Source organism: Mycobacterium europaeum (assembly GCF_034555895.2).
Classification (GTDB): domain Bacteria; phylum Actinomycetota; class Actinomycetes; order Mycobacteriales; family Mycobacteriaceae; genus Mycobacterium; species Mycobacterium europaeum.
The window spans coordinates 1,693,386-1,711,881 of sequence record NZ_CP157315.1 but is presented as its reverse complement, the minus strand read 5'-3'; the positions used below and the strand labels follow the sequence as shown (position 1 = coordinate 1,711,881).

Genomic DNA, 18,496 nt, shown 5'->3' with positions numbered 1-18,496 from the left:
GCGTGCCAGGTCACCGCGCCAGGGAGAAGCCATCCCAGGCAATCCGGCGGTGCGGATGTGGATCGAACTCGACGCGGCTCCTGCGGTCGAAGACCATCACGGCACGGTCGGCGGTGGTGTAGGTGGGCCAGTCGTCGCCCGGCGCACCGGAGTGGCTGAAGGCCCGCCACCGCCGTTGTACCTGGTTACTGACCCGCAGCGCGGCGCGGCGATCGGCGGCGGCGGTCAACAGCGCGCCGAATCGGGTGCGGTAGACGTCGAAGACGGCCAGCAACTCGGTGGCGTGGGTGGCGCCCAGGCCCGACCAGCGCAGCGTGCGTGGCGCGTAGTCGTACCGGTACAGGTAGGTGGGCGCGTGGGCGCTGTGCGCCTCGGCGATCTGCCAGGCCGCCGAGCCGAACGCGAAGTCACCGCCGAGCTGGATGCACGCCGAGGGCGCGGGGTAATCGGGGTAGGCGGCGGTGATGCGTTCGCGAGCAGCCGGTTCCGTGTCGGCCAGCAGCTCCTCGATCATCGCCTGATTGGTCGGCAGCATCTTGAGGAAGCGGGTGAACAGGCGGCCCTCTTCGGCGTTGGTGCCCACGATGAGCGGGACCCGGTGCGCGCTACCGGCCCGCATCGCCTCGACGGGATCGAGCGGCACGACGTCGTCACCGGCGACCGGGCCGATCGGGAAGGCGCCGAGCCTGTCCTCCATGCCCTGGTCGATCAGCCGATGCTGGGCGTCCACCAGTTGCGCCGGGGACGCCTGCATCAGCGCCTCCGCGGCGTCCTGCGGACGAGCGCCCAGGATCGCGGCGAATCGCGTCGCGAATTCCGCGGCCGTCTCTCGCGACCGAACCATTCCGGAGGCGGGGCTTTCCGCGATGGCGCGGGCGAACAACCCTTCGGCGGCCGGCACCGCCAACAGGGTGGCGGTGATGTGCGCCCCGGCGCTTTCCCCGAAGATCGTGACCTTGTCCGGGTCACCGCCGAACGCGGAGATGTTGTCTTTCACCCAGCGCAGCGCCATCACCAGGTCGCGCAGGAACAGGTTGCCGTCGATGGTGATGTCGGGGGTCGAAAGCGACGACAGGTCCAGGCAACCCAGCGCGCCGAGCCGGTAGTTCACCGATACGTACACACACCCGCGGCGCGCCAGCGCCGCTCCGTCGTACAGCGGCGTGGCCGAGCTGCCCAGTATGTAGCCACCGCCATGAATGAAAACCATGACGGGCAGCGGGTGTTCGGCCGGCGCCTCGGGGGTGACGACGTTCAGCGTGAGGCAGTCCTCCCCCATCGGCTGGTAACGGCCCACCCCGAGCATGGTGTAGCGCCGCTGCTGGGGTGCACAGTTGGCGAAGCCGTGGCAATGCCGCACACCCGACCACGGTTGCGCCGGCTGGGGGGCCCGTAACCGCAGGGGCCCGACCGGTGGCCGCGCGTAGGGAATGGATCGCCAGCGGTGGACACCGTCGCGGGTGAAGCCTTCCACGGTGCCGATCGTCGTGCGTGCGCGCACAGTGCGCTGGTGCATAACCCGACGTTAGCGGACATGACGGGCGTAACGCGCGCGCAGCGCCTTATTTTCACCGCGTGGCGGTTAGCCTGACTGGATGCGGATTGCCGCGCTGCTGGCAGCGTCGTTACTGGTCGCCGGGTGTTCCCACACGGTCGGCGGCCAGGCACAGCACACTCGGACATCCGGGGGCGCTTCGGCCACTGCCCCCGCAGGCACACCGCCGGCCCCCTCGGCGGCGCCGCAGGCCGGGGCACCGATCTCCGCGGTGATCGCCTGGATCGAGGCGGCCCATCCCGCGGATCCGGGTCACTTTCACAACGCGGTCCGCGACGGCGCCACCACCGCGCTTGGTGACGACATCGCCTTCACGGCGGCAGGGGGCAAAGTCTCCTGCCTGACGGACTCCAAGCACACTGGTGCCGCCCTGCTGTGCCTGGTGAGCCTGACCAATCCGCCGCCGGCCCCGCCGACGTCCTACGGCGACTGGCAGGGCGGCTGGGTGACCTTCGACGGCGTGAACCTCCAGGTCGGCGCGTCGCGCGGAGACCCCGGTCCGTTCATCAACGGCAACGGGCCCGAGCTGGCCGGCGGCGATTCGTTGTCATTCGGCGACGACCGCTGCCGTGCCGATCCGACCGGGCTGTATTGCGTGAACTACGCGCACCAGTCGGCGGCACGATTCAGTCCCGCGGGCATCGAGCCGTTCGGCTGTCTACGGCCGGCGCCCGCCCCGGACGGCGTCGGCACGGCGTTCACCTGCTGAGTGTCCGGTCGGCGATGGTCGCGAACAGCTCAGCCATCTCCTCGCCCGGACCGCGGGGAACCGTGTAGCCGGCCTCGTCGCGGACCTCGTCGAGATGATCACGCACATCCTCGATCGACAGCTCCGGGTCATAGAAGCCCGTTGTCCTGCCGATGAAGAAGCGCGCGACGTGTCCGGCGCCCGCCGTGTAGATCTCTCCGGAGACCGGGCAATCCCGGTGCGTCAGGAAGGCCGCAACTGGCGCGACCCGCGCGGGGTCCAGCCGCTGAAGGTATTGGCCCACAAGATCATCCAGTACCGCCCGCGCAGCGGGGGCATCCTGCTGGCCCACGCTCTCGAGCGAGTGCGTCAGCATCCGCGTGTAGGCGATCGGCGCAATGGCATTGACCTTGATGCCGTGCTCGGCCCCTTCGGCGGCCAGCACGCGGGTCAAACCGATCAAGCCGGTCTTGGCCGCTCCGTAGTTGCTCATGCCTTCGGCGCCAAGGATTCCGGCGGCCGAGCAGGTGTTCAGGATGCGACCATACCTCTGCTCGCACATGACTTTCCAGGCTGGCCTGGTGACGTAGAACGCGCCGTTCAGGTGGACCTCGAGGAGGGGTTCGAGCCGATCCGCGGTCATGTCTTCGAACGGCGCGTCGCCGACGATGCCCGCGTTGTTGATCAGGATGTCCACCCGCCCCCAGGTGCGCAGGGCGGTGTCGATAATCGCCGCTGCGCCTTCCGGACTGGTCACGCTGTGACCGTCGGCGACAGCCTCGCCGCCTTGCCGGCGGATCTCGGCCGCGGTGACGCTCGCGGGCTCGATGTCGGCGCCACTTCCAGCCACCGATCCGCCGATGTCGTTGACCACGACGCGCGCGCCACGGGAGGCCAGCAGCAGTGCGTAATGCCTACCCAGGCCGCCGCCCGCGCCGGTGATCACGGCGACCTGCCCGTCGAACCTCATCGCCTTCACCAGGTCACCGGAAGTTCCTTCATGCCGTAGATGTGGGCCTCTTTGAACCTCAATTCCTCCGGCGGCACCGCGAGTTTGAGCCCGGGTAGTCGGCGGGCCAGCGTGGCGAACGCGACCTGCATCTCGACGCGGGCCAGGTTCGCTCCGATGCATTGATGCACGCCGTAACCGAAGCCCAAGTGCCCGCGCGTGTTTCGATCGGCGTCGAAGGATTCGGGGTTGTCGGCGAATTCGGCGTCCCAGTTCCCGGCGAGCAGGTTCATCATGACGTACTCCCCGGCGCGAATCAGCTGACCACCGATCATCAGATCTTCGGCCGCCACGCGATCGACCTGGCTGTGCACGATGGTGAGGTAGCGCATGAGCTCTTCGACGGTGTTCGCGATGACCGCCGGGTCGTCCGTCTGCCCGAGTCGCTCGAACACGTCGGGGTGTTCCAGCAGCGCAACCGTTCCCAACGAGATCATGTTGGCGGTGGTCTCGTGGCCCGCCTGCATCATGATCACGCTGTTCATGGCCGTGGTCGTGTGGTCCAGTTGGCCTTTTGCCACGTATTCGGTGAGCAGGTGGCTGATCAAGTCGTCGCCGGGTTCACGGGCTTTGCGTTCCACCAGCTCCTCGATGTAGGCGTACATGGCCCCGAACGCCTGGCCCTTTTCCTCGTCGGTAGATTTCTGGTCAAGCCCCCTCGTGGTGTTGTGCTGGAAGATTTCGAGGTCTTCGGGCGGCACCCCGAGCAGCAGCGCGATCACCATTGACGGCACGGGTAAGGCGAATTCACGCACCAGATCGGCCGGCGCACCGTTGGCGATCATCTGGCCGAGATAGTGGTCGACCATGTCCTGAATGTGCGGCCGCATCGATTCGCAACGCCGGAAGGTGAAGTTGCTCGTCATCATGCGCCGCAACCGGTGATGCTCGGGATCGTCAATCCGCGCGAACATCACCGCGACCTTGTTGTCGGCATCGGTCGGGAGGATCGAATCCGGAATGGTCTTCGCGGACAAGCGCGGATCGACCAGCGCGGCCCTGATGTCGTGGTAGCGGCTGATCACCCAGACCGGGTTGCCCTGGAACATCGCCCGGCGCAGGCCGGGCTGTTCACGCCACTCCGCGAACGCGGGCGGGGCCGCGAGCGGGCAATGCGTCGGCCGCGGGACGGGCAACACAGGAAGATCCGCTTCAGGGCTCGATTCGGAAGCCTCGAAAGATATTGACATCAGCCATCTTTCCCATTAAGTGTCAGGTACCTGCCAGTTGTAGAGCGTAAAGCTCCCCTTGTTGGCAGTCAACTGTCAGTTAGGCTGTCAGCATGACCGCGGTTGAGGACCGGCCGTTGCGGGCGGACGCGGCACGCAACGTCGAGCGCATTCTGCGCGCGGCACGCGAGGTCTACGGCGAGTTGGGGCCCGATGCGCCGGTGGAGGCGGTCGCGCGGCGGGCCGGCGTCGGTGAGCGAACCCTCTACCGCAGGTTCCCGGCGAAGGCCGACCTGGTTCGGGCCGCCCTGGATCAAAGCATCGCCGAGGACCTCACGCCGGTGATCCACACGGCCCGCCACGCCAAGGATCCGCTGAGCGGCCTCACCCAACTGATCGAAGCAGCGATCTCCCTGGGGGCCCGCGAACACAACCTGTTGACGGCCGCGCACCGGTCGGGGGCGCTTTCGGCCGATATCTCGGTTGCACTCAACGAAGCGCTGGGCGACCTCCTCCGCAAAGGTCAGCTTGCCGGCAGCATCCGTGCCGACCTGGTCACCGATGACCTGCCCCGCCTGGTCGCGATGCTCTATAGCGTGCTGTCGACCATGGATGAGGGCAGCGGCGGCTGGCGACGTTACGTCGCCCTCGTAGTCGATGCGATATCGGTCAACGAACGGCGGCCGCTGCCTCCCGCCGCGGCCCTGCGTTACACCACAGAGCCGAATAGCTGGCCACTGTAGGTGATTCGGCTGGTGGTCATCGCGGCTACTGCTCGCGCCACATCAGGCCCCGCATCGCCGCGGACGGCGGGATGTCTTCCACGCCGATCAGTCCTTGCGGCGCGCGGCACACCCAGTCGATGGCATTGACGGCCCGTGCCGCCGTGGCGATGCAGCCGGCGTCCGTGGAATCCAGCACCGGATGGGAAACGTGGGTGTTGATTTCCACCCGGGGTTCGCCCTCCACGACGACGCGGTGTACGCCGGTGTGCCCCTCGGGCGGGAACTCCCAGTCGGGCGCCGCCGCCTGGGTAAGTCTGGTCACGTGCTCGAGCGTGATCACCGGCTCACCACCGAGCACCCCCTCCGTGGCAAACCGCACCGCGGCCATCTGCCCCGGCTCCACCGTCATCATCGTGCATTCGATGCGCTCCGGCGTGTACCAGGGCTCGACGCGTTGGCGCACGTTGTCGAGTTTGATGCCGAGATGGTCCGCCAGGCCACGGACCTGACCTCCCCACATCGACACGATCACTCCCGGCAGAAACATCATCGGGGAGTCGTCGTCGGCCGTGGTTCCGAAGCCCATTGCAGCACCGGTGAACTCGGCATCGTCATAGTTCCCGTAATCGAAGATCTCCTGCACCGTGATCGAATCGATCCGGGCGGTCAGGCTGGCCGCCGAGTGCACCAACGTATCGCCGGAGAAACCGGGGTCGATGCCGTTGACGTAAAGCGAAGTGTTACCGGCCGCACAGGCCTGTGCCAACGGCTCGCGCAACCAATCCTCGGCATGGCGCGGCGTTACCAGCCACACCATCGACGTGCCGACGACATTGGTGCCCGCAGCAAGGAACGCGGCCATCTGTTCAATGGCTTCCATCGGCCGAGTTTCGCCCTGAGACGTGTAAACCACGCAGTCAGCGGCGAGGGCCACCAGCGCGTCGATGTCGTCGGTGGCAACGACGCCGGTCGGTTCGTCCAGGCCGCACAGCCGCGCCGCGTCCTGACCGACCTTCTCCGGGCTTGCGGCGTGCACGCCGACCAGTTCGAGGTCCGGCCTGCCGATGATGGCCCGCAACGAATGCCGGCCCACATTGCCGGTGGAGAATTGAATGACTCTGCGCACGGTTGCCCTAGTCCTTCCAACGGCGGGTGATGGCCCATCATCGCGCGTCCGGTCGCGGGGCGGGTCAGTAATCGGGTATCGGCAGCGGCGAATTGTTGGAGTCGATGCCGCCGTCGATGTGGAAGGTGGCGTTGGTCGCATAACAATCCCGAGTGCACAGATACACCGCGAGCCGCCCGAGATCCTCGACGTCACCCAGCCGGTGCAGCGGCGTGGCCTCCAGCATCTTCTCCAACGACCCTGGCATCAAATCCAGGCTGCCCTTCAGGCCGTCGGTGGCGAATGACCCCAGGGCGATGGCGTTGACACGAATCTTCGGCGCGAGTTCCTGTGCCATCGCGCGGGTAAGCGCTTCCAGCCCGCCCTTGGCAACGCAATACGCGGCCAGTGCCCGGATGCCGAACCGCGCCGAGCCCGACGAGATGTTGATGATGGAACCGCCCCCCGCACTGAGCATGTGGGGGGCCACCAGCTGGCTCATGATGAAGGCGGAGGTCACGCACCAGTCGAAGGTGTGCCGGAAATCCTCGTCGGTGATGTCGAGAAACCGCGCGTAGGTCGAGCCCCCGACGTTGTTGACGAGAATGTCGATGCGGCCGAAGCGGTCCATCGCCGTGTTCACGACCCGCTCTCCGTCCGGACGGCTCATCGCGTCCGCGACGAGCGCCAGCCCCTTGCCGCCCGCGGCCTCGATACGCTCGATCGTGCCCACGATATCCGCCTCGGTGCGGGCGGTGCCGACCACCGTGGCTCCGGCCTCCGCCAATACCCGGGCAATGCCTGCGCCGACGCCCTTGCCTGAACCCGTGACGATCGCGACTAGTCCATCCAGCCGGAACTGCTCCAGTGCCATGCCGGGCTCCTTCGATCGTGCGTGGCGGGCGCGGTTCAATTTAAGAATTATGCTGACTAAAGTCAACGATTTCGGGTGACGAGAGTTTTCGGCGATGAGCGTGCCTTCACAAAGACAAGACAATGCAAGCTGTTTTGCCGAGAAGGCGGCATAATGATGGGCCTAGCCTGCAACGGCTCGCACGAGTCAGGTCAACGGTGAGGACGAAATGGCAGTGACGGACCGGCTGTCGGCACGGGAAGCGAAGCGCCTGCAGACGAGGGAGCGCTTAATGGGCGCCGCGATCGCCGAATTCGCCCGCGCCGGCATGGCTGAGGCCGACGTCAGCGCCATCGTGGCCGCGGCCGGAGTCGCCCACGGCACCTTCTTCTTCCACTTCCCCACCAAGGAGCACGTGCTGCTGGAGCTGGAACGCCGTGAAGAGGACCGGATCGCCAAGCAGTTCGCCCAATTCCTGAAATCCAAGCACGATCTCGCTTCCGCATTGCGGGAGGCGGTCCGCCTGGTGGTCGGCTTGGAGCGCCGCCTGGGTGATCTGCTCTTCAATGACTTTCTCGCGCTGCACTTCTCCCAAACCCGGCCGCAGTCCGAGGATGGGCGGGATCATCCCTTGATCGTCTTGGTCGCCCAAGAGATCGCGCAGGCTCAAGACCGCGGCGAGACCGATCCGGACGTCAATCCGATGAACAGCGCGGTGTTCTTCCTGCTGGGCCTCTACGCCCTGTTGGTCACCACCAACCATTGGCCCGGCGGTCACACCTTGCTCGAAGACTACGTTGCGAGGACATTGCGCAGCCTGCAGCCCTGACGGACCGTCCCCGGGCTCTGACTGCTGTCAGCAGTTTTCCTCCGGCGAGCCGACGCGTACGGCCGGCTTGTGGGCCGTACTCAGCGTTATGGCGCATGACCACCGCATAAGCACAACGACGTGCAAGAGCCGGTCCTCAATGCGGAACGACCAACTCGACATCTTCTGCTGACTGCAGTCAGCCTGTTATAGTGCTCACGCCGATCCAATCAGCGTTGATGACGGGGAGGGGTCCGTGAATCCGCCGAAGCTGCACCAGCGCAATGCGGGCGTTGGCACAGCCGACCGTTCACGCGACGGCGCCGCCGCTGCCGCAACGGGTCTGACGATCGACGAGCACATGGAACGGTCGCATGCGGCGCAGCGTCAGGCCGACAAATGGCTCATCTCCGGCAGCCTCCTGATCGGCACCGCGGCCCTGGGCGTCTTCGGCTTGCCGCTTTTTCTCTGGGGAGTCCGGTTGCTGCGCCGGGCCCTACGAGATGGCCTCTCCGTGCGGCCGATGCTGGTCACGTTGCTGGGCTATCTGGTCATCATCGACGCCGCCATCAATACCGTGGGCTGGGCGCTCGACCTGGTGGCAAACCACACGCTGCTGGCCCGCGTGCTGCTCAACGGCTGGGGCAACATGTTCGACGCCGGTTACTTCTGGCACTACAACGAACTGTGGGTCGGCGGCGCTGCGGGCCCCGGTGAAAAAGCCTGGGAAGTCGGGCTGATCCTGACGGTGTTCACGATGCGCATCGCCGCGGCCATCGGCTTTCTGCAGATGAAGCGGTGGGGCCATCAGTGGATGGTCGTCACCTGCTGGATGGGCGTGGTGATCTGGATCGGCTACGTCTTCAACATGACCATGTTCGCCGACGTGCGCTTCGCAGGGGTCGTGTTGCCGGTGGTCGGCTGGTGGCTCTACGACATCTTCTACATCACCCCCTTCCTGGCCATCCCCTATCTGCACACCGTCAACCGCGAACTCTTCGCCGACTGAAATGCGGGAGAAACTGTTCGCTGCCCCTTCCCGCCAGCCGATGACCGGCCGCCCAGCCGATCAACCCGGCGGAATCTCGTTGTCTCAGAGAGTATGTCGACGCCCTGTTGGGCGGGACAGACCACAAGTCGGATTCGCACAGCGCGTGGCCAAGTGCGCGTCACCAAGGAGGGCAAGTCGTGGACTATCTGTGGGAGATCCTTCGCTATGTCGCTGCATGGGGCGGCACCGGGCTGATCATCTGGTTCTGGTATTGGCTGTTCTCCAACATCGGCACGTTCTGAACACCGGACCGGGCCGCCGGAACGCAGGGGTTCGGTCCGATGGCTGAAGATTCCCGCGCGATGGCGCTGGAGCGGAGTTGCTCCGTCACGGCCGTCGCGCTCAGCGACCAACGCCGCGAGGGCGCCCGGCTCCTCACCGGAGAGCGCCGTGTATTCGGGTTGAACTCAGCGCTCACATTCGTCCATGTCCCCTACCCCGCGCCGCCCGATTGGACCCGCAGAACCCTGACATGCGGTGTGGCCCTGCAGTGTTCGCCGTCCAAGGAACGCATCACCGAATATCGCCTGAACGAGCTCACCGCCAGGGAATTGCGTGCGTTGACGCTCGTCGAGGCCGGCGTCGCGTTCGGCTGGATAGCGTCCCGGTGGCCGGGTCTGCTCCCCGAGCTGCAGCGGCAACTCCCGGAAATCCATCCCGAACCCGGCGATCTGACAGCCGAACAGATGCTCAACCGGGCAGTCGCGGTGGCGGCCACGCAGCGGGCGCTGGCGATTCCTCCCCTGCTGGGCGATCTGCCACCGGCGTACACGATGCCGCAGGGCGTGGCCGACAGGTTGCGACGAAGCTTCGGCAGGATGCCTTGGACGACAACGCAAAAGCGCCTCCCGCGGCCGTACTCGGTTCCCGTCGGCGGCGACGGGGGCGTCGCCAACCCCAACCTCCCGCCCCCGAGCCGGCCGCAGGACAACGATCTCGACGTCACGCCCGAACATCGGCCCGGAATCCCGTATCCCGAATGGAACATCTGGACTCAGCGGTTCCTGCGGGACCACGTCGCCGTCATCGAGCGTGCCGACGCCCGGCACCCCCGCCGTCCGGAGCCGGTGCCCGTGGGCGTTGACCTACGCACGTGGTTCCAAGAGCACACCCATCGCGCGGTGACGAACCGCCTCGAGGACGGATCCGACCTCGACGTCGACCAGTACGTGAACCACTACATCGACCTCGCCACGGGCGAGGCCAACGAACCGAGGATGTTCCGCGAGTTGCTCCCCCGCAGCCGCGACGTCACCACGGCGGTGCTGCTCGACGGTAGTTCGTCGCTCGGGGTGCACGGCGGCCGGATCTTTCAACTGGAACTGGCCTGCGCCGACGCACTCTCTCGCGCCATGACGCTCGCGCGCGAACGCCACGGCGTCTTCGTATTCACCGGCAATACCCGTCACCGAGTCGAAGTCCGGTGCCTGAAGGACTTCGAGGACCGCCGGTTCGTGGCTCCCAGCGGGCTCGGACTCTCCACCCGCGGATACACCAGACTCGGTGCACCGCTACGCCATTTGACGAGCCGACTCCTGGCGCAGCCCTCCGAGCGGCGGCTACTGATCGTCATCGGCGACGGCCTGATCTCCGATGAGGGCTATGAAGGCCGGTACGCCTGGGCCGACGCCGCGCACGCCGTCGAGGAGGCCAAGGACGCGGGGGTGTCGATGTACTACGTCGGCGTCGGGCCGACCCGCGTCGATCCCCTTCCCGAGGTGTTCGGGCCTCGACGTTCCCAACGGATCCGACGCGTAGAGGAGCTTCCGCGGGTGTTGGCTCATGTCCATCGTGAACTGGTCGCCGCATGAACGCCGCCGCCGACACCTATTTCGCCAACGGCAACGAAGTCCAGCTGTTCGAGTGGGCCTTCCGCCGGCACATGCCCGTGATGCTCACCGGCCCGACCGGTTGCGGCAAGACCCGTTTCGTCGAGCACATGGGCGTGCTGTTGCAGCGACCGGTCGTCACCGTCAGTTGCCACGACGATCTCACCAGCGCCGACCTCGTCGGCCGCTTCGTGGTGCGGGGCGGCGACGTTATCTGGACCGATGGCCCGCTGACCCGGGCCGTCAAGGCCGGGGCCATCTGCTACCTCGACGAAGTCGTCGAAGCTCGCCACGACTCCTTGGCCATCCTGCATTCGCTCACCGATCACCGGCGATCGCTGTACCTGGACCGAGCCGGCGAAGTCGTCGCGGCGCCGGCGGAGTTCATGCTGGTGTGTTCCTACAACCCGGCATATCGCAGCTCGCTCAAGGAGCTCAAACCGTCCTTCCGGCAGCGGTTCGTCACCCTCGCGATGAGGTATCTGCCACCCGACCGCGAGGCCGAAGTGATCGTCGGCGAAGCCGGAATTCCGATCGAGACGGCACGGCGGCTGGTCGACTGCGCCGTGGCGATCCGCACCGCCGACGAAGCCTTTCACTTCGAGCCGCCGTCGACCAGGGTGTTGGTCGCGGCCGCGCATTTGATCGCCGCCGGCGCAACCGAATTGGATGCGGCCGACGCCTGCATACTCGCGCCATTGAGCACCGACGGCGCGGTCACCGATGGTCTACGTGAAGTCGCGGCGGCCAGCCTCGCCACCACGAACACCCCTCACGCACGGCTCTAGGACGGGAACCCGGCATGGACCAACAGGAAAAGAAGCGCAAACGGGCGCTCATCGTCTTCCAGATATTCATCTACGGCTACTTGCTGGTGATGTTCGGCGTCCAGCTGTACATGTCGTTCGCCCGAGGGTGGTGGGATCTATGAATCCCGTTGCCGCGCAGGCGGCCGGCCCGGTCAGCCTCGAGGATCACCACGACGAGTCCCGCCGGGCACAGCGCCGCGCCGACAAATGGATGATCGTCGGCGCCGCGCTGATGGGCATGTGGGCGCCGGGGCTGATCGGATTTCCCGTCTTCATGCGCGGGGTCTGGCTGCAGCGCCAAGCCCTGCGCGCCGGCCTCTCGGTCCGGCCCATGATCGTCACCCTGATCGGCTATCTGGTGCTGATCGACGGCATGCTCAACAGCCTGGGCTGGGCCCTGGACCTGGTCGCCAACCACACGCTGATCAACCGGGTGCTGATGGTCGGCTGGGGCAACATGTTTGATGCCGGCTACTTCTGGCATTACAACGAGCTGTGGGTCGGCGGCGCGGCGGGGCCCGGCGAAAAGGCTTACGTGGCGGGGCTGATCCTCACGGTGTTCTCGATGCGGGTGGCCGCCGCGATCGGATTCTTGCAGATGAAGCGGTGGGGCCATCAGTGGATGGTCGTCACCTGCTGGATGGGCGTGGTGATCTGGTCCGCCTACGTCTTCAACATGACCATGTTCGCCGACGTCCGCTACGCCGGGGTGGTGTTTCCGGTCGTCGGCTGGTGGCTCTACGACATCTTCTACATCACCCCCTTCCTGGCGATCCCGTACCTGCACACGGTTAACCGCGAAATCTTCTCCGACTGAACAGGTTTAAGGAGTAATGCTATGACCGCACCCGCGCCTACCGAGGGAAAAGACCCGGCCGCGGCCCTCGAGCCGGGGACCACGCCGTACTACGCGCGCATGCACAAATGGATCAAGCGTGCCGTTTTGGTGTGCCTGGTGGCGTTGGTCATCGAAGGCGCCTTCACGTTGCCGTTCATGGCCGTGTATTACGGCTACCCCACCCTGAGCCTCACCGAAATCTGCAGCGAGCTGCTGAAGATTCGCTACTCCAACGACACGCTGGAGTGCAAGTACCCGTACCCGCCGTTCGGACCGCCGGAGGGCGCCGAGGGCAAGGCCACCGCGCAAGACGTGTGGGGCATCCAGCCGATACCGAAGTATCACCGGCTCGGATTCCGCGAACTGGTCAGGATCCACAACGAGCGGCTCGCTCGCCAGGCGGCTCAACAGCACGCTTCCCCGCACCCTGAGTGATCGACTGATATTCAGGCCCGTTGCCATCCCGGGTGTGACGTTGGGCCCTATCCCCCGGAACCCAGGTCGTTTTCGCTGGCTTGGTGAGGGACAGGAGGGGCCATGGGAACGGTCGAGATGATCGCTCTGGGGGTTGCGGGCGTGGTGGTGGCGTCGGTCTTGTGCGTGATCGCGGTGAGCATCGCGGTGGGGTGGGTACGACGGCGACCGCTGAACGGCCGCACCGGCGAGCGCCGGCGCGGTGTGTGATGGCGGTCATCCGGCCGGACCGGTAGGGCGGTCGGTGCAGTGAGCGTGACGGGATCCGCGCCGGCGCGGCTGGGCTTGACCTCGGAGCAGGCTGCCGCACGATTGCACGCGGAGGGTCCGAACCGGCTGCCCGCACCGCGCAGAATGCCGGCTTGGCGACGGCTGCTCGCTGAGATGGTGCACTTTTTCGCGCTGTTGTTCTGGGTGGCCGGCGGCCTGGCATTCATCGCGGGGATGCCGCAACTGGGTCTGGCGGTTTTCGTCGTGATCGTGCTCAACGGGCTGTTCGCGTTCGCTCAGGAACAACGTGCGGAGCACGCGTCGGAACGGTTGGGTGAGCTCCTGCCACGGCGCGCCACCGTCATCCGCGACAGGGTGCGCCGGCAGATACCGGTCGAAGACTTGGTGATCGGTGATGTGGTGCTGCTCGCCGAGGGCGATCGCATCTCGGCGGACCTACGTCTGGACGTTGTGCACGCGCTGGCGGTGGACACCTCGGCGCTGACCGGAGAGAGTGTGCCCGAGCATCCGGGGGTCGGTGAGAGCGTGGCTGCGGGTTGTTTCGTGGTCGAAGGGGAAGGCCGGGCCACGGTCGAGGCGACCGGACAGCGCACCAGGCTGGCGGGGATCGCCGGCCTGACCCAGGCGCAGCGGCCCGCGCCGACCCCGCTGCGCAAAGAACTCGACCGGGTGTCACGCCTCATTGCTGCCGTCGCGGTGGCCGTGGGAGCGGTCTTCTTCGGCGTCGCGCTACTGCTCGGCACGCCGCCCTCCGCCGGGTTTCTGTTCGCGGTCGGAGTCACGGTGGCCGTGGTGCCGTGTGGTCTGCTGCCCACCGTCACCCTGTCGCTGGCGATGGGCGCGCAGCGCATGGCCGGCCGACACGCACTGGTGCGGGATCTGGAGGCTGTGGAGACGCTGGGCTCGACCACGTTCATCTGCACCGACAAGACGGGCACCCTGACCCGCAACGAGATGTCGGTCGTCGAGGTGTGGATGCCAGACGGGACCGCCACCATCGACGGCAACGGCTACGAGCCGACGGCCACGGTGCACTGCACGGGCAGCGAGGCCGCTCTCCGGGATCTGGCCCGCGTCGCCGTGCGCTGCTCGTCTGGTCGCGTGAGCGAAAAGGACGGTCGCTGGGTAGCGCACGGGGATCCCATGGAGGCGGCGCTGGATGCTTTCGCACGCCGGGTCGGCATCAACGCCGACGACGATGCCCACCGGACCCCGGACGTGGCGAGGTTTCCGTTCGACACCCGTCGGCGCCGCATGTCCGTGGTCGCCGGGAACATGGTGTTCGTCAAGGGTGCTCCCGACACGGTCTTTCCGCGCTGCACCGTTCCGCCCGCAGCGACCGACACCCTGCGGGCGCTGGCTCGCCGCGGCCTGCGCGTGCTGGCGGTCGCCGCGCGCGAGCTCACCGGCGAAACGCCCGAATCCGACTCCGACGCGGAGCGGGACCTCACCTTGCTGGGGCTGATTGCGCTGGAAGACCCGCCGCGCCAGGGCGCGGCCGCCGCATTGGCCGCCTGCCGTCGCGCCGGCATCCGGGTGGCCATGGTGACCGGCGATCATCCCGACACCGCGCGGGCCATCGCCGTCGAAGTGGGCCTCCTGGGTCCGGACCAGTTTGTGGTGACGGGACACGATCTGCCCAGCGACGATGCGGAGCTGGGTGCGCTGCTCGACAACGACGGGGTCGTCGTCGCCCGGGTCACGCCGGAAGACAAGCTGCGGATCGCCCAAGCGTTGCGTCACCGCGGCCATGTCGTGGCGATGACCGGCGACGGCGTCAACGACGCCCCGGCGCTGCGCGAGGCCGCGATCGGCGTGGCAATGGGCCGTTCCGGCACCGACGTGGCCCGCGAGGCCGCCGACTTGGTGCTGCTCGACGACGACTTCGGCACCATCGTCGCCGCGGTCGAACAGGGCCGAGCCACCTTCGCCAACCTGCGCCGATTCCTCACCTACCACCTCACCGACAACGTGGCCGAGCTCGCCCCGTTCGTCGTCTGGGCCCTCAGCGCGGGGGTATTCCCCCTCGCGATCGGGGTGCTGCAGGTCCTGGCTCTCGACATCGGCACCGATGTCCTGCCGGCCTTGGCCCTGGGCGCCGAGCCGGCCGGCGCGCATGTTCTCGATCGGCCCCCGACGCGCCGGCACCTGCTCGACCGCACCCTGTTCGGTCGCGCGTTCGGGGTGCTGGGCCCCGCCGAGGCCGCCGCGGAACTGGTCGCCTTCGTCGTCGCGATGCTCGCCCTCGGCTGGCGTCCGGGCGCGCCCTTCCCGCATGGTTCGGCGTTGCTGGCCGCCTCGGGCGCCGCGTTCACCGCCGTGGTATTCGGGCAGGTGGCCAACGCCTTCGCGTGTCGCAGCACCACGCGGCCAGTGTGGGCACTCCGCCGGCGGGCCAACCGGCTGCTGTTGGTCGCCGTCGGGGCCGAGGTCGGCATGCTGGTGGCGTTCCTTTACCTGCCGCCCCTGGCCCACCTTCTCGGCCAGACCGGCCCGTCGTGGATCGGCCTGCTGGCCGCGCTCCTCGCCATACCGGCGGTCCTGGGTGCTGACACCCTGCAGAAGCGTTTCCGACGGATTCGGCCCGCCCGGACACGCCGATGAGAGTAGTGGCGTTCATACGAAAACCACTTGTGCTGTCGGGGTTTGGAGCGTGAGCGGCCGGTAGCCGGCGACACCAAGTGAGCCCGCTAATGCGCGACGTTGGGCCCCGGGTCGCTCGCCGACGGTGACGGGTTGTCCCCGTTGGACAGTTGGAGCACCCGGATTTCGCCCGAGGTACCGTCCACCTCGACCAGGGCGCCGGGCGGCAACAACTTGGTGGCCCCCTGCACGTCGACCACACAGGGGAACCCGAATTCGCGGGCCACCACCGCGGCGTGCGACATCGGGCCGCCGAGTTCGGTCACCACGGCAGCGGCGTAGCAGAAGGCCGCGGTGTACCCGACGTCGGTGACCTCGGCGACGAGGATCTCGCCGGGCTGCAGATCGTCGATGGTTTCGGGGCGCACGATGCGCACGCGGCCGCGTACCTTCCCGCCGCACACCCCGACACCATGCAGGGTTTCCCCGCTGGTGAGAGCCGCCGACGTCGTCGTGATTGGTTGCCAGCTCCCGCTGAACACCGTGGGCGGAACCACGGCGACCAACCGGCGTTGTTCGGCACGGCGGCGGGCAACCACCGTCCCGACGTCGGTCGGCAACGCGTCGAGCTCATCGACGAGCAGGTAGAACACATCATCGGCGGCGCCGAGGATTCCGGCCTCGGCCAACCTGCGCCCGTACTCGCGCATCAGGTTGCGCAGCACCCAGTTGGCCCGCACGACCTTGTCGCGACGGACTTCGCGGTCGCGGAGTTGGCGCGCGGCCAGCCGCGCAATCGGCTTGGCGTGCAGCGGAATCCGGGGGCGCCGCGGCTGGGGCGCGGGAGGAGCGCTCATCGCTTTGGTCACCATCCGGACGAGCAGCTCGGGATCGTCGGCGTAGCTGATCGACAGCATCTCGAGTTCGGCCGGGCCGCGATGCCCGATCAGCGTCAGCTCGGCCAGTACGGCGGCGTGAAACTCCGGCGCCTCGACCGCCAGCTTGCCCAGCCGATCTCCCGGTTCGGCCAGCAGCGCTGTCACGGCCGGATCACGTTGGGCGGCAACCACCAACCGCTGCATTGCCTCGACGGATCGTGCGCTGACCAATTCCGGTCCGGCCGGCGCTGCGGTGTCTCGCCCACACGCGCCGCGCAGCAGGACGTTGAACGCGGCGCACAGCATGAACGACGCCGACGCCAGCACCCAGCCGTGCACCACATCGTCGCGCGCCAGCGAGATCAGGCTGAGCAGCCGACGATCGTCCAGCCGGGTGACGTCGTCGGCCAGGAGTTCGAGGCGATCAACATCGGCAACGAACTCCTGGGTGTCCCTGGGCGCGCCGGCGGACAGGCCGATGAGGTTGACACCGAACACCCCGATGTTGCGAATGGTCCGCAGTTGCTTGCGGATCCGACTGGTTTCGGAGCGTGCACGCTGCGCACCGAAGACCGGCAACGACGCCATGCTGGGCCCGAAGAATCCGCTGTTGCTGACGATGGTCGAGGGCTTGGCGAACGGCACCGTCTCGGCCATGAAATGCGCCGACGTGATCGCCCCGTAGAGCCGGTGGGCGAAGACGGCGACGGTGCGCATGGCGATTTCACGCTGGACGATGCCGCCGGGGCGTAGCCGCTCGGCGATGGCCACGCCGCCAGCGCGCAGCCCCCGCACGGTCACCGAGGCCGACGCCGGCGAGAACGGGCCGGGCAGCGCCTCCGACAGATTGGTCGCGAGAAAGGTCGGGAAGCGCGGATCGATCGGGGTGTCGAATTCCCCGTTATCCCCTGGCGGGCCGGCCCATTCGGGTTTCACCCCATCCTCGGAAGGCGCGTCAACCGACGGGAGGTCAGCGATGGTGGCCATCCGCCATGGCAGCGACACCACCCGCTTACCCACGGTGACCCGGCCGCGCACCGCGAGCGCGAAGTCTTCGACACATTCGCCGGAGCTCCACGCGGGCCGGAATCCCCACTGCTCGCGCAGCCGCGCGGTATCCATGAACGCGGCGCCGTGCACCAGTCGCAGCTCGGCCAGTTCGAAGCCCAACCGCACGACGGGGCGGCCGAGCGCCGCGGCGACCCGCCGGAAGGTCAGCTCACCGGGGGCGGCGAGGTTGACTGGGCCACTGCCGATTTCGGTGTCCACCAGCGCACGGTTGAACAGCCGAAGCGCATCGTCGAGGTGGACGACCTGCATGAGACGGTCGGCCGACCCGTCGGGGAAGCCGGGCAGCGCCAGCAGCCGACGCACCCAGTTGTCGACGCTTCGGCCGAGGATGAGCGCGGAGCGGATCGCGACCCATTCCAGGTCCGATTCCTCGAGCATCTGCTCGACCCGGGCCTTGTACTGTCCGTCGGCAGTCACCGGCGTTCTCGCGTCGTGCTCGGTCTTCGGCGCGTCTCCGCCGCCGTAAACATGTGCCGACGACGCGAAGACGATCCTGCCGGCACCGGTCCGGGCCATCGCGTGCAGCACGTTGGCCGTGCCACCGATGTTGACCTGGTCGCCGATGCGGGCCCCGGCGCCCGGGCTGTTCACCCAGGCACAGTGCGCGACGACGTCGGCGCCGGCGACCGCGCGGCTGACCGCGCCGGCATCCCGGATGTCGCCCGCGACGAATTCGGCGGCACTCGGCCAGCTTTCGGGCCGGTGCCGGGAGATCCCGACGACGTCGTGGCCCTGGCTGAGCAAGCGGGACGTCAGACCCCGGCCGAGCACGCCGCCGGCCCCGGTGACGGCGATTCTCACTGAGCGCCCCTGCCCAAGA

At 67.5% G+C, this 18,496-nt stretch carries 17 protein-coding genes; 11 read left to right on the top strand and 6 right to left on the bottom strand.

Annotation, left to right across the window (positions count from 1 at the left end):
* Window positions 1-10 precede the first annotated feature (10 nt).
* The gene (locus U8D42_RS08025) at window positions 11-1,516 is read right to left on the bottom strand and encodes a carboxylesterase/lipase family protein (protein ID WP_090422195.1); all 1,506 of its coding nucleotides are present in this window, start codon (window positions 1,514-1,516) and stop codon (window positions 11-13) included.
* Between the two features lie 79 nt (window positions 1,517-1,595).
* On the opposite strand from U8D42_RS08025, the gene U8D42_RS08020 reads away from it, so the two are divergent.
* The gene (locus tag U8D42_RS08020; RefSeq protein WP_085239875.1) at window positions 1,596-2,264 is read left to right on the top strand and encodes a hypothetical protein; all 669 of its coding nucleotides are present in this window, start codon (window positions 1,596-1,598) and stop codon (window positions 2,262-2,264) included.
* Here U8D42_RS08020 and U8D42_RS08015 read toward each other — a convergent pair.
* Window positions 2,254-3,222 (bottom strand): SDR family NAD(P)-dependent oxidoreductase, encoded by a 969-nt coding sequence (locus U8D42_RS08015; RefSeq protein WP_431523831.1) that lies wholly within the window; start codon window positions 3,220-3,222, stop codon window positions 2,254-2,256. The two genes, U8D42_RS08020 and U8D42_RS08015, sit on opposite strands and share 11 nt — an antisense overlap.
* Window positions 3,219-4,442, bottom strand: coding sequence for a cytochrome P450 (locus tag U8D42_RS08010; RefSeq protein WP_322860643.1), 1,224 nt, complete (start codon window positions 4,440-4,442; stop codon window positions 3,219-3,221). The genes U8D42_RS08015 and U8D42_RS08010 overlap by 4 nt, the downstream gene beginning before the upstream one ends.
* 92 nt (window positions 4,443-4,534) lie before the next feature.
* Between U8D42_RS08010 and U8D42_RS08005 the strand changes: the two genes are divergently transcribed.
* The gene (locus U8D42_RS08005) at window positions 4,535-5,164 is read left to right on the top strand and encodes a TetR/AcrR family transcriptional regulator (RefSeq protein WP_322860642.1); all 630 of its coding nucleotides are present in this window, start codon (window positions 4,535-4,537) and stop codon (window positions 5,162-5,164) included.
* Between the two features lie 25 nt (window positions 5,165-5,189).
* On the opposite strand, the gene U8D42_RS08000 is transcribed toward U8D42_RS08005, so the two are convergent.
* Complete coding sequence (locus U8D42_RS08000; protein WP_322860641.1) at window positions 5,190-6,272, bottom strand: NAD(P)H-dependent amine dehydrogenase family protein; 1,083 nt, start codon at window positions 6,270-6,272, stop codon at window positions 5,190-5,192.
* Between the two features lie 64 nt (window positions 6,273-6,336).
* Window positions 6,337-7,125 carry an SDR family NAD(P)-dependent oxidoreductase gene (locus tag U8D42_RS07995; RefSeq protein ID WP_322860640.1) on the bottom strand — a complete coding sequence of 263 codons (789 nt, stop codon included), beginning with the start codon at window positions 7,123-7,125 and terminating at the stop codon, window positions 6,337-6,339.
* 208 nt (window positions 7,126-7,333) lie between these two features.
* On the opposite strand from U8D42_RS07995, the gene U8D42_RS07990 reads away from it, so the two are divergent.
* The 9 genes from U8D42_RS07990 to U8D42_RS07950 all read left to right on the top strand — a co-directional run bounded on the left by U8D42_RS07990 (window position 7,334) and on the right by U8D42_RS07950 (window position 15,748).
* Entirely contained in the window at window positions 7,334-7,933 is a 600-nt protein-coding gene (locus tag U8D42_RS07990; RefSeq protein ID WP_322860639.1) for a TetR/AcrR family transcriptional regulator, read from the top strand.
* A 340-nt stretch (window positions 7,934-8,273) separates the two neighbouring features.
* Entirely contained in the window at window positions 8,274-8,921 is a 648-nt protein-coding gene (locus tag U8D42_RS07985; protein WP_211279216.1) for a hypothetical protein, read from the top strand.
* Window positions 8,922-9,244: 323 nt separating this feature from the next.
* Entirely contained in the window at window positions 9,245-10,774 is a 1,530-nt protein-coding gene (locus U8D42_RS07980) for a nitric oxide reductase activation protein NorD (protein ID WP_322860638.1), read from the top strand.
* Window positions 10,771-11,580: a CbbQ/NirQ/NorQ/GpvN family protein gene (locus U8D42_RS07975; protein ID WP_322860637.1), complete on the top strand. Its 810-nt coding sequence runs from the start codon at window positions 10,771-10,773 to the stop codon at window positions 11,578-11,580. Before U8D42_RS07980 ends, U8D42_RS07975 begins: the two co-directional genes overlap by 4 nt.
* 14 nt (window positions 11,581-11,594) lie before the next feature.
* Entirely contained in the window at window positions 11,595-11,723 is a 129-nt protein-coding gene (locus U8D42_RS07970) for a hypothetical protein (RefSeq protein ID WP_276327164.1), read from the top strand.
* A complete protein-coding gene (locus tag U8D42_RS07965; RefSeq protein WP_090422209.1) occupies window positions 11,720-12,418 on the top strand; it encodes a hypothetical protein in 699 nt (232 codons plus the stop codon). Before U8D42_RS07970 ends, U8D42_RS07965 begins: the two co-directional genes overlap by 4 nt.
* Before the next feature lie 21 nt (window positions 12,419-12,439).
* Entirely contained in the window at window positions 12,440-12,874 is a 435-nt protein-coding gene (locus tag U8D42_RS07960) for a hypothetical protein (protein ID WP_322860636.1), read from the top strand.
* Between the two features lie 102 nt (window positions 12,875-12,976).
* Window positions 12,977-13,123 (top strand): hypothetical protein, encoded by a 147-nt coding sequence (locus U8D42_RS07955; RefSeq protein ID WP_158089952.1) that lies wholly within the window; start codon window positions 12,977-12,979, stop codon window positions 13,121-13,123.
* Between the two features lie 39 nt (window positions 13,124-13,162).
* The gene (locus tag U8D42_RS07950; protein WP_322860635.1) at window positions 13,163-15,748 is read left to right on the top strand and encodes a cation-translocating P-type ATPase; all 2,586 of its coding nucleotides are present in this window, start codon (window positions 13,163-13,165) and stop codon (window positions 15,746-15,748) included.
* Between the two features lie 86 nt (window positions 15,749-15,834).
* On the opposite strand, the gene U8D42_RS07945 is transcribed toward U8D42_RS07950, so the two are convergent.
* Window positions 15,835-18,477, bottom strand: coding sequence for a sugar epimerase family protein (locus tag U8D42_RS07945; RefSeq protein ID WP_322860634.1), 2,643 nt, complete (start codon window positions 18,475-18,477; stop codon window positions 15,835-15,837).
* Window positions 18,478-18,496: the final 19 nt, after the last annotated feature.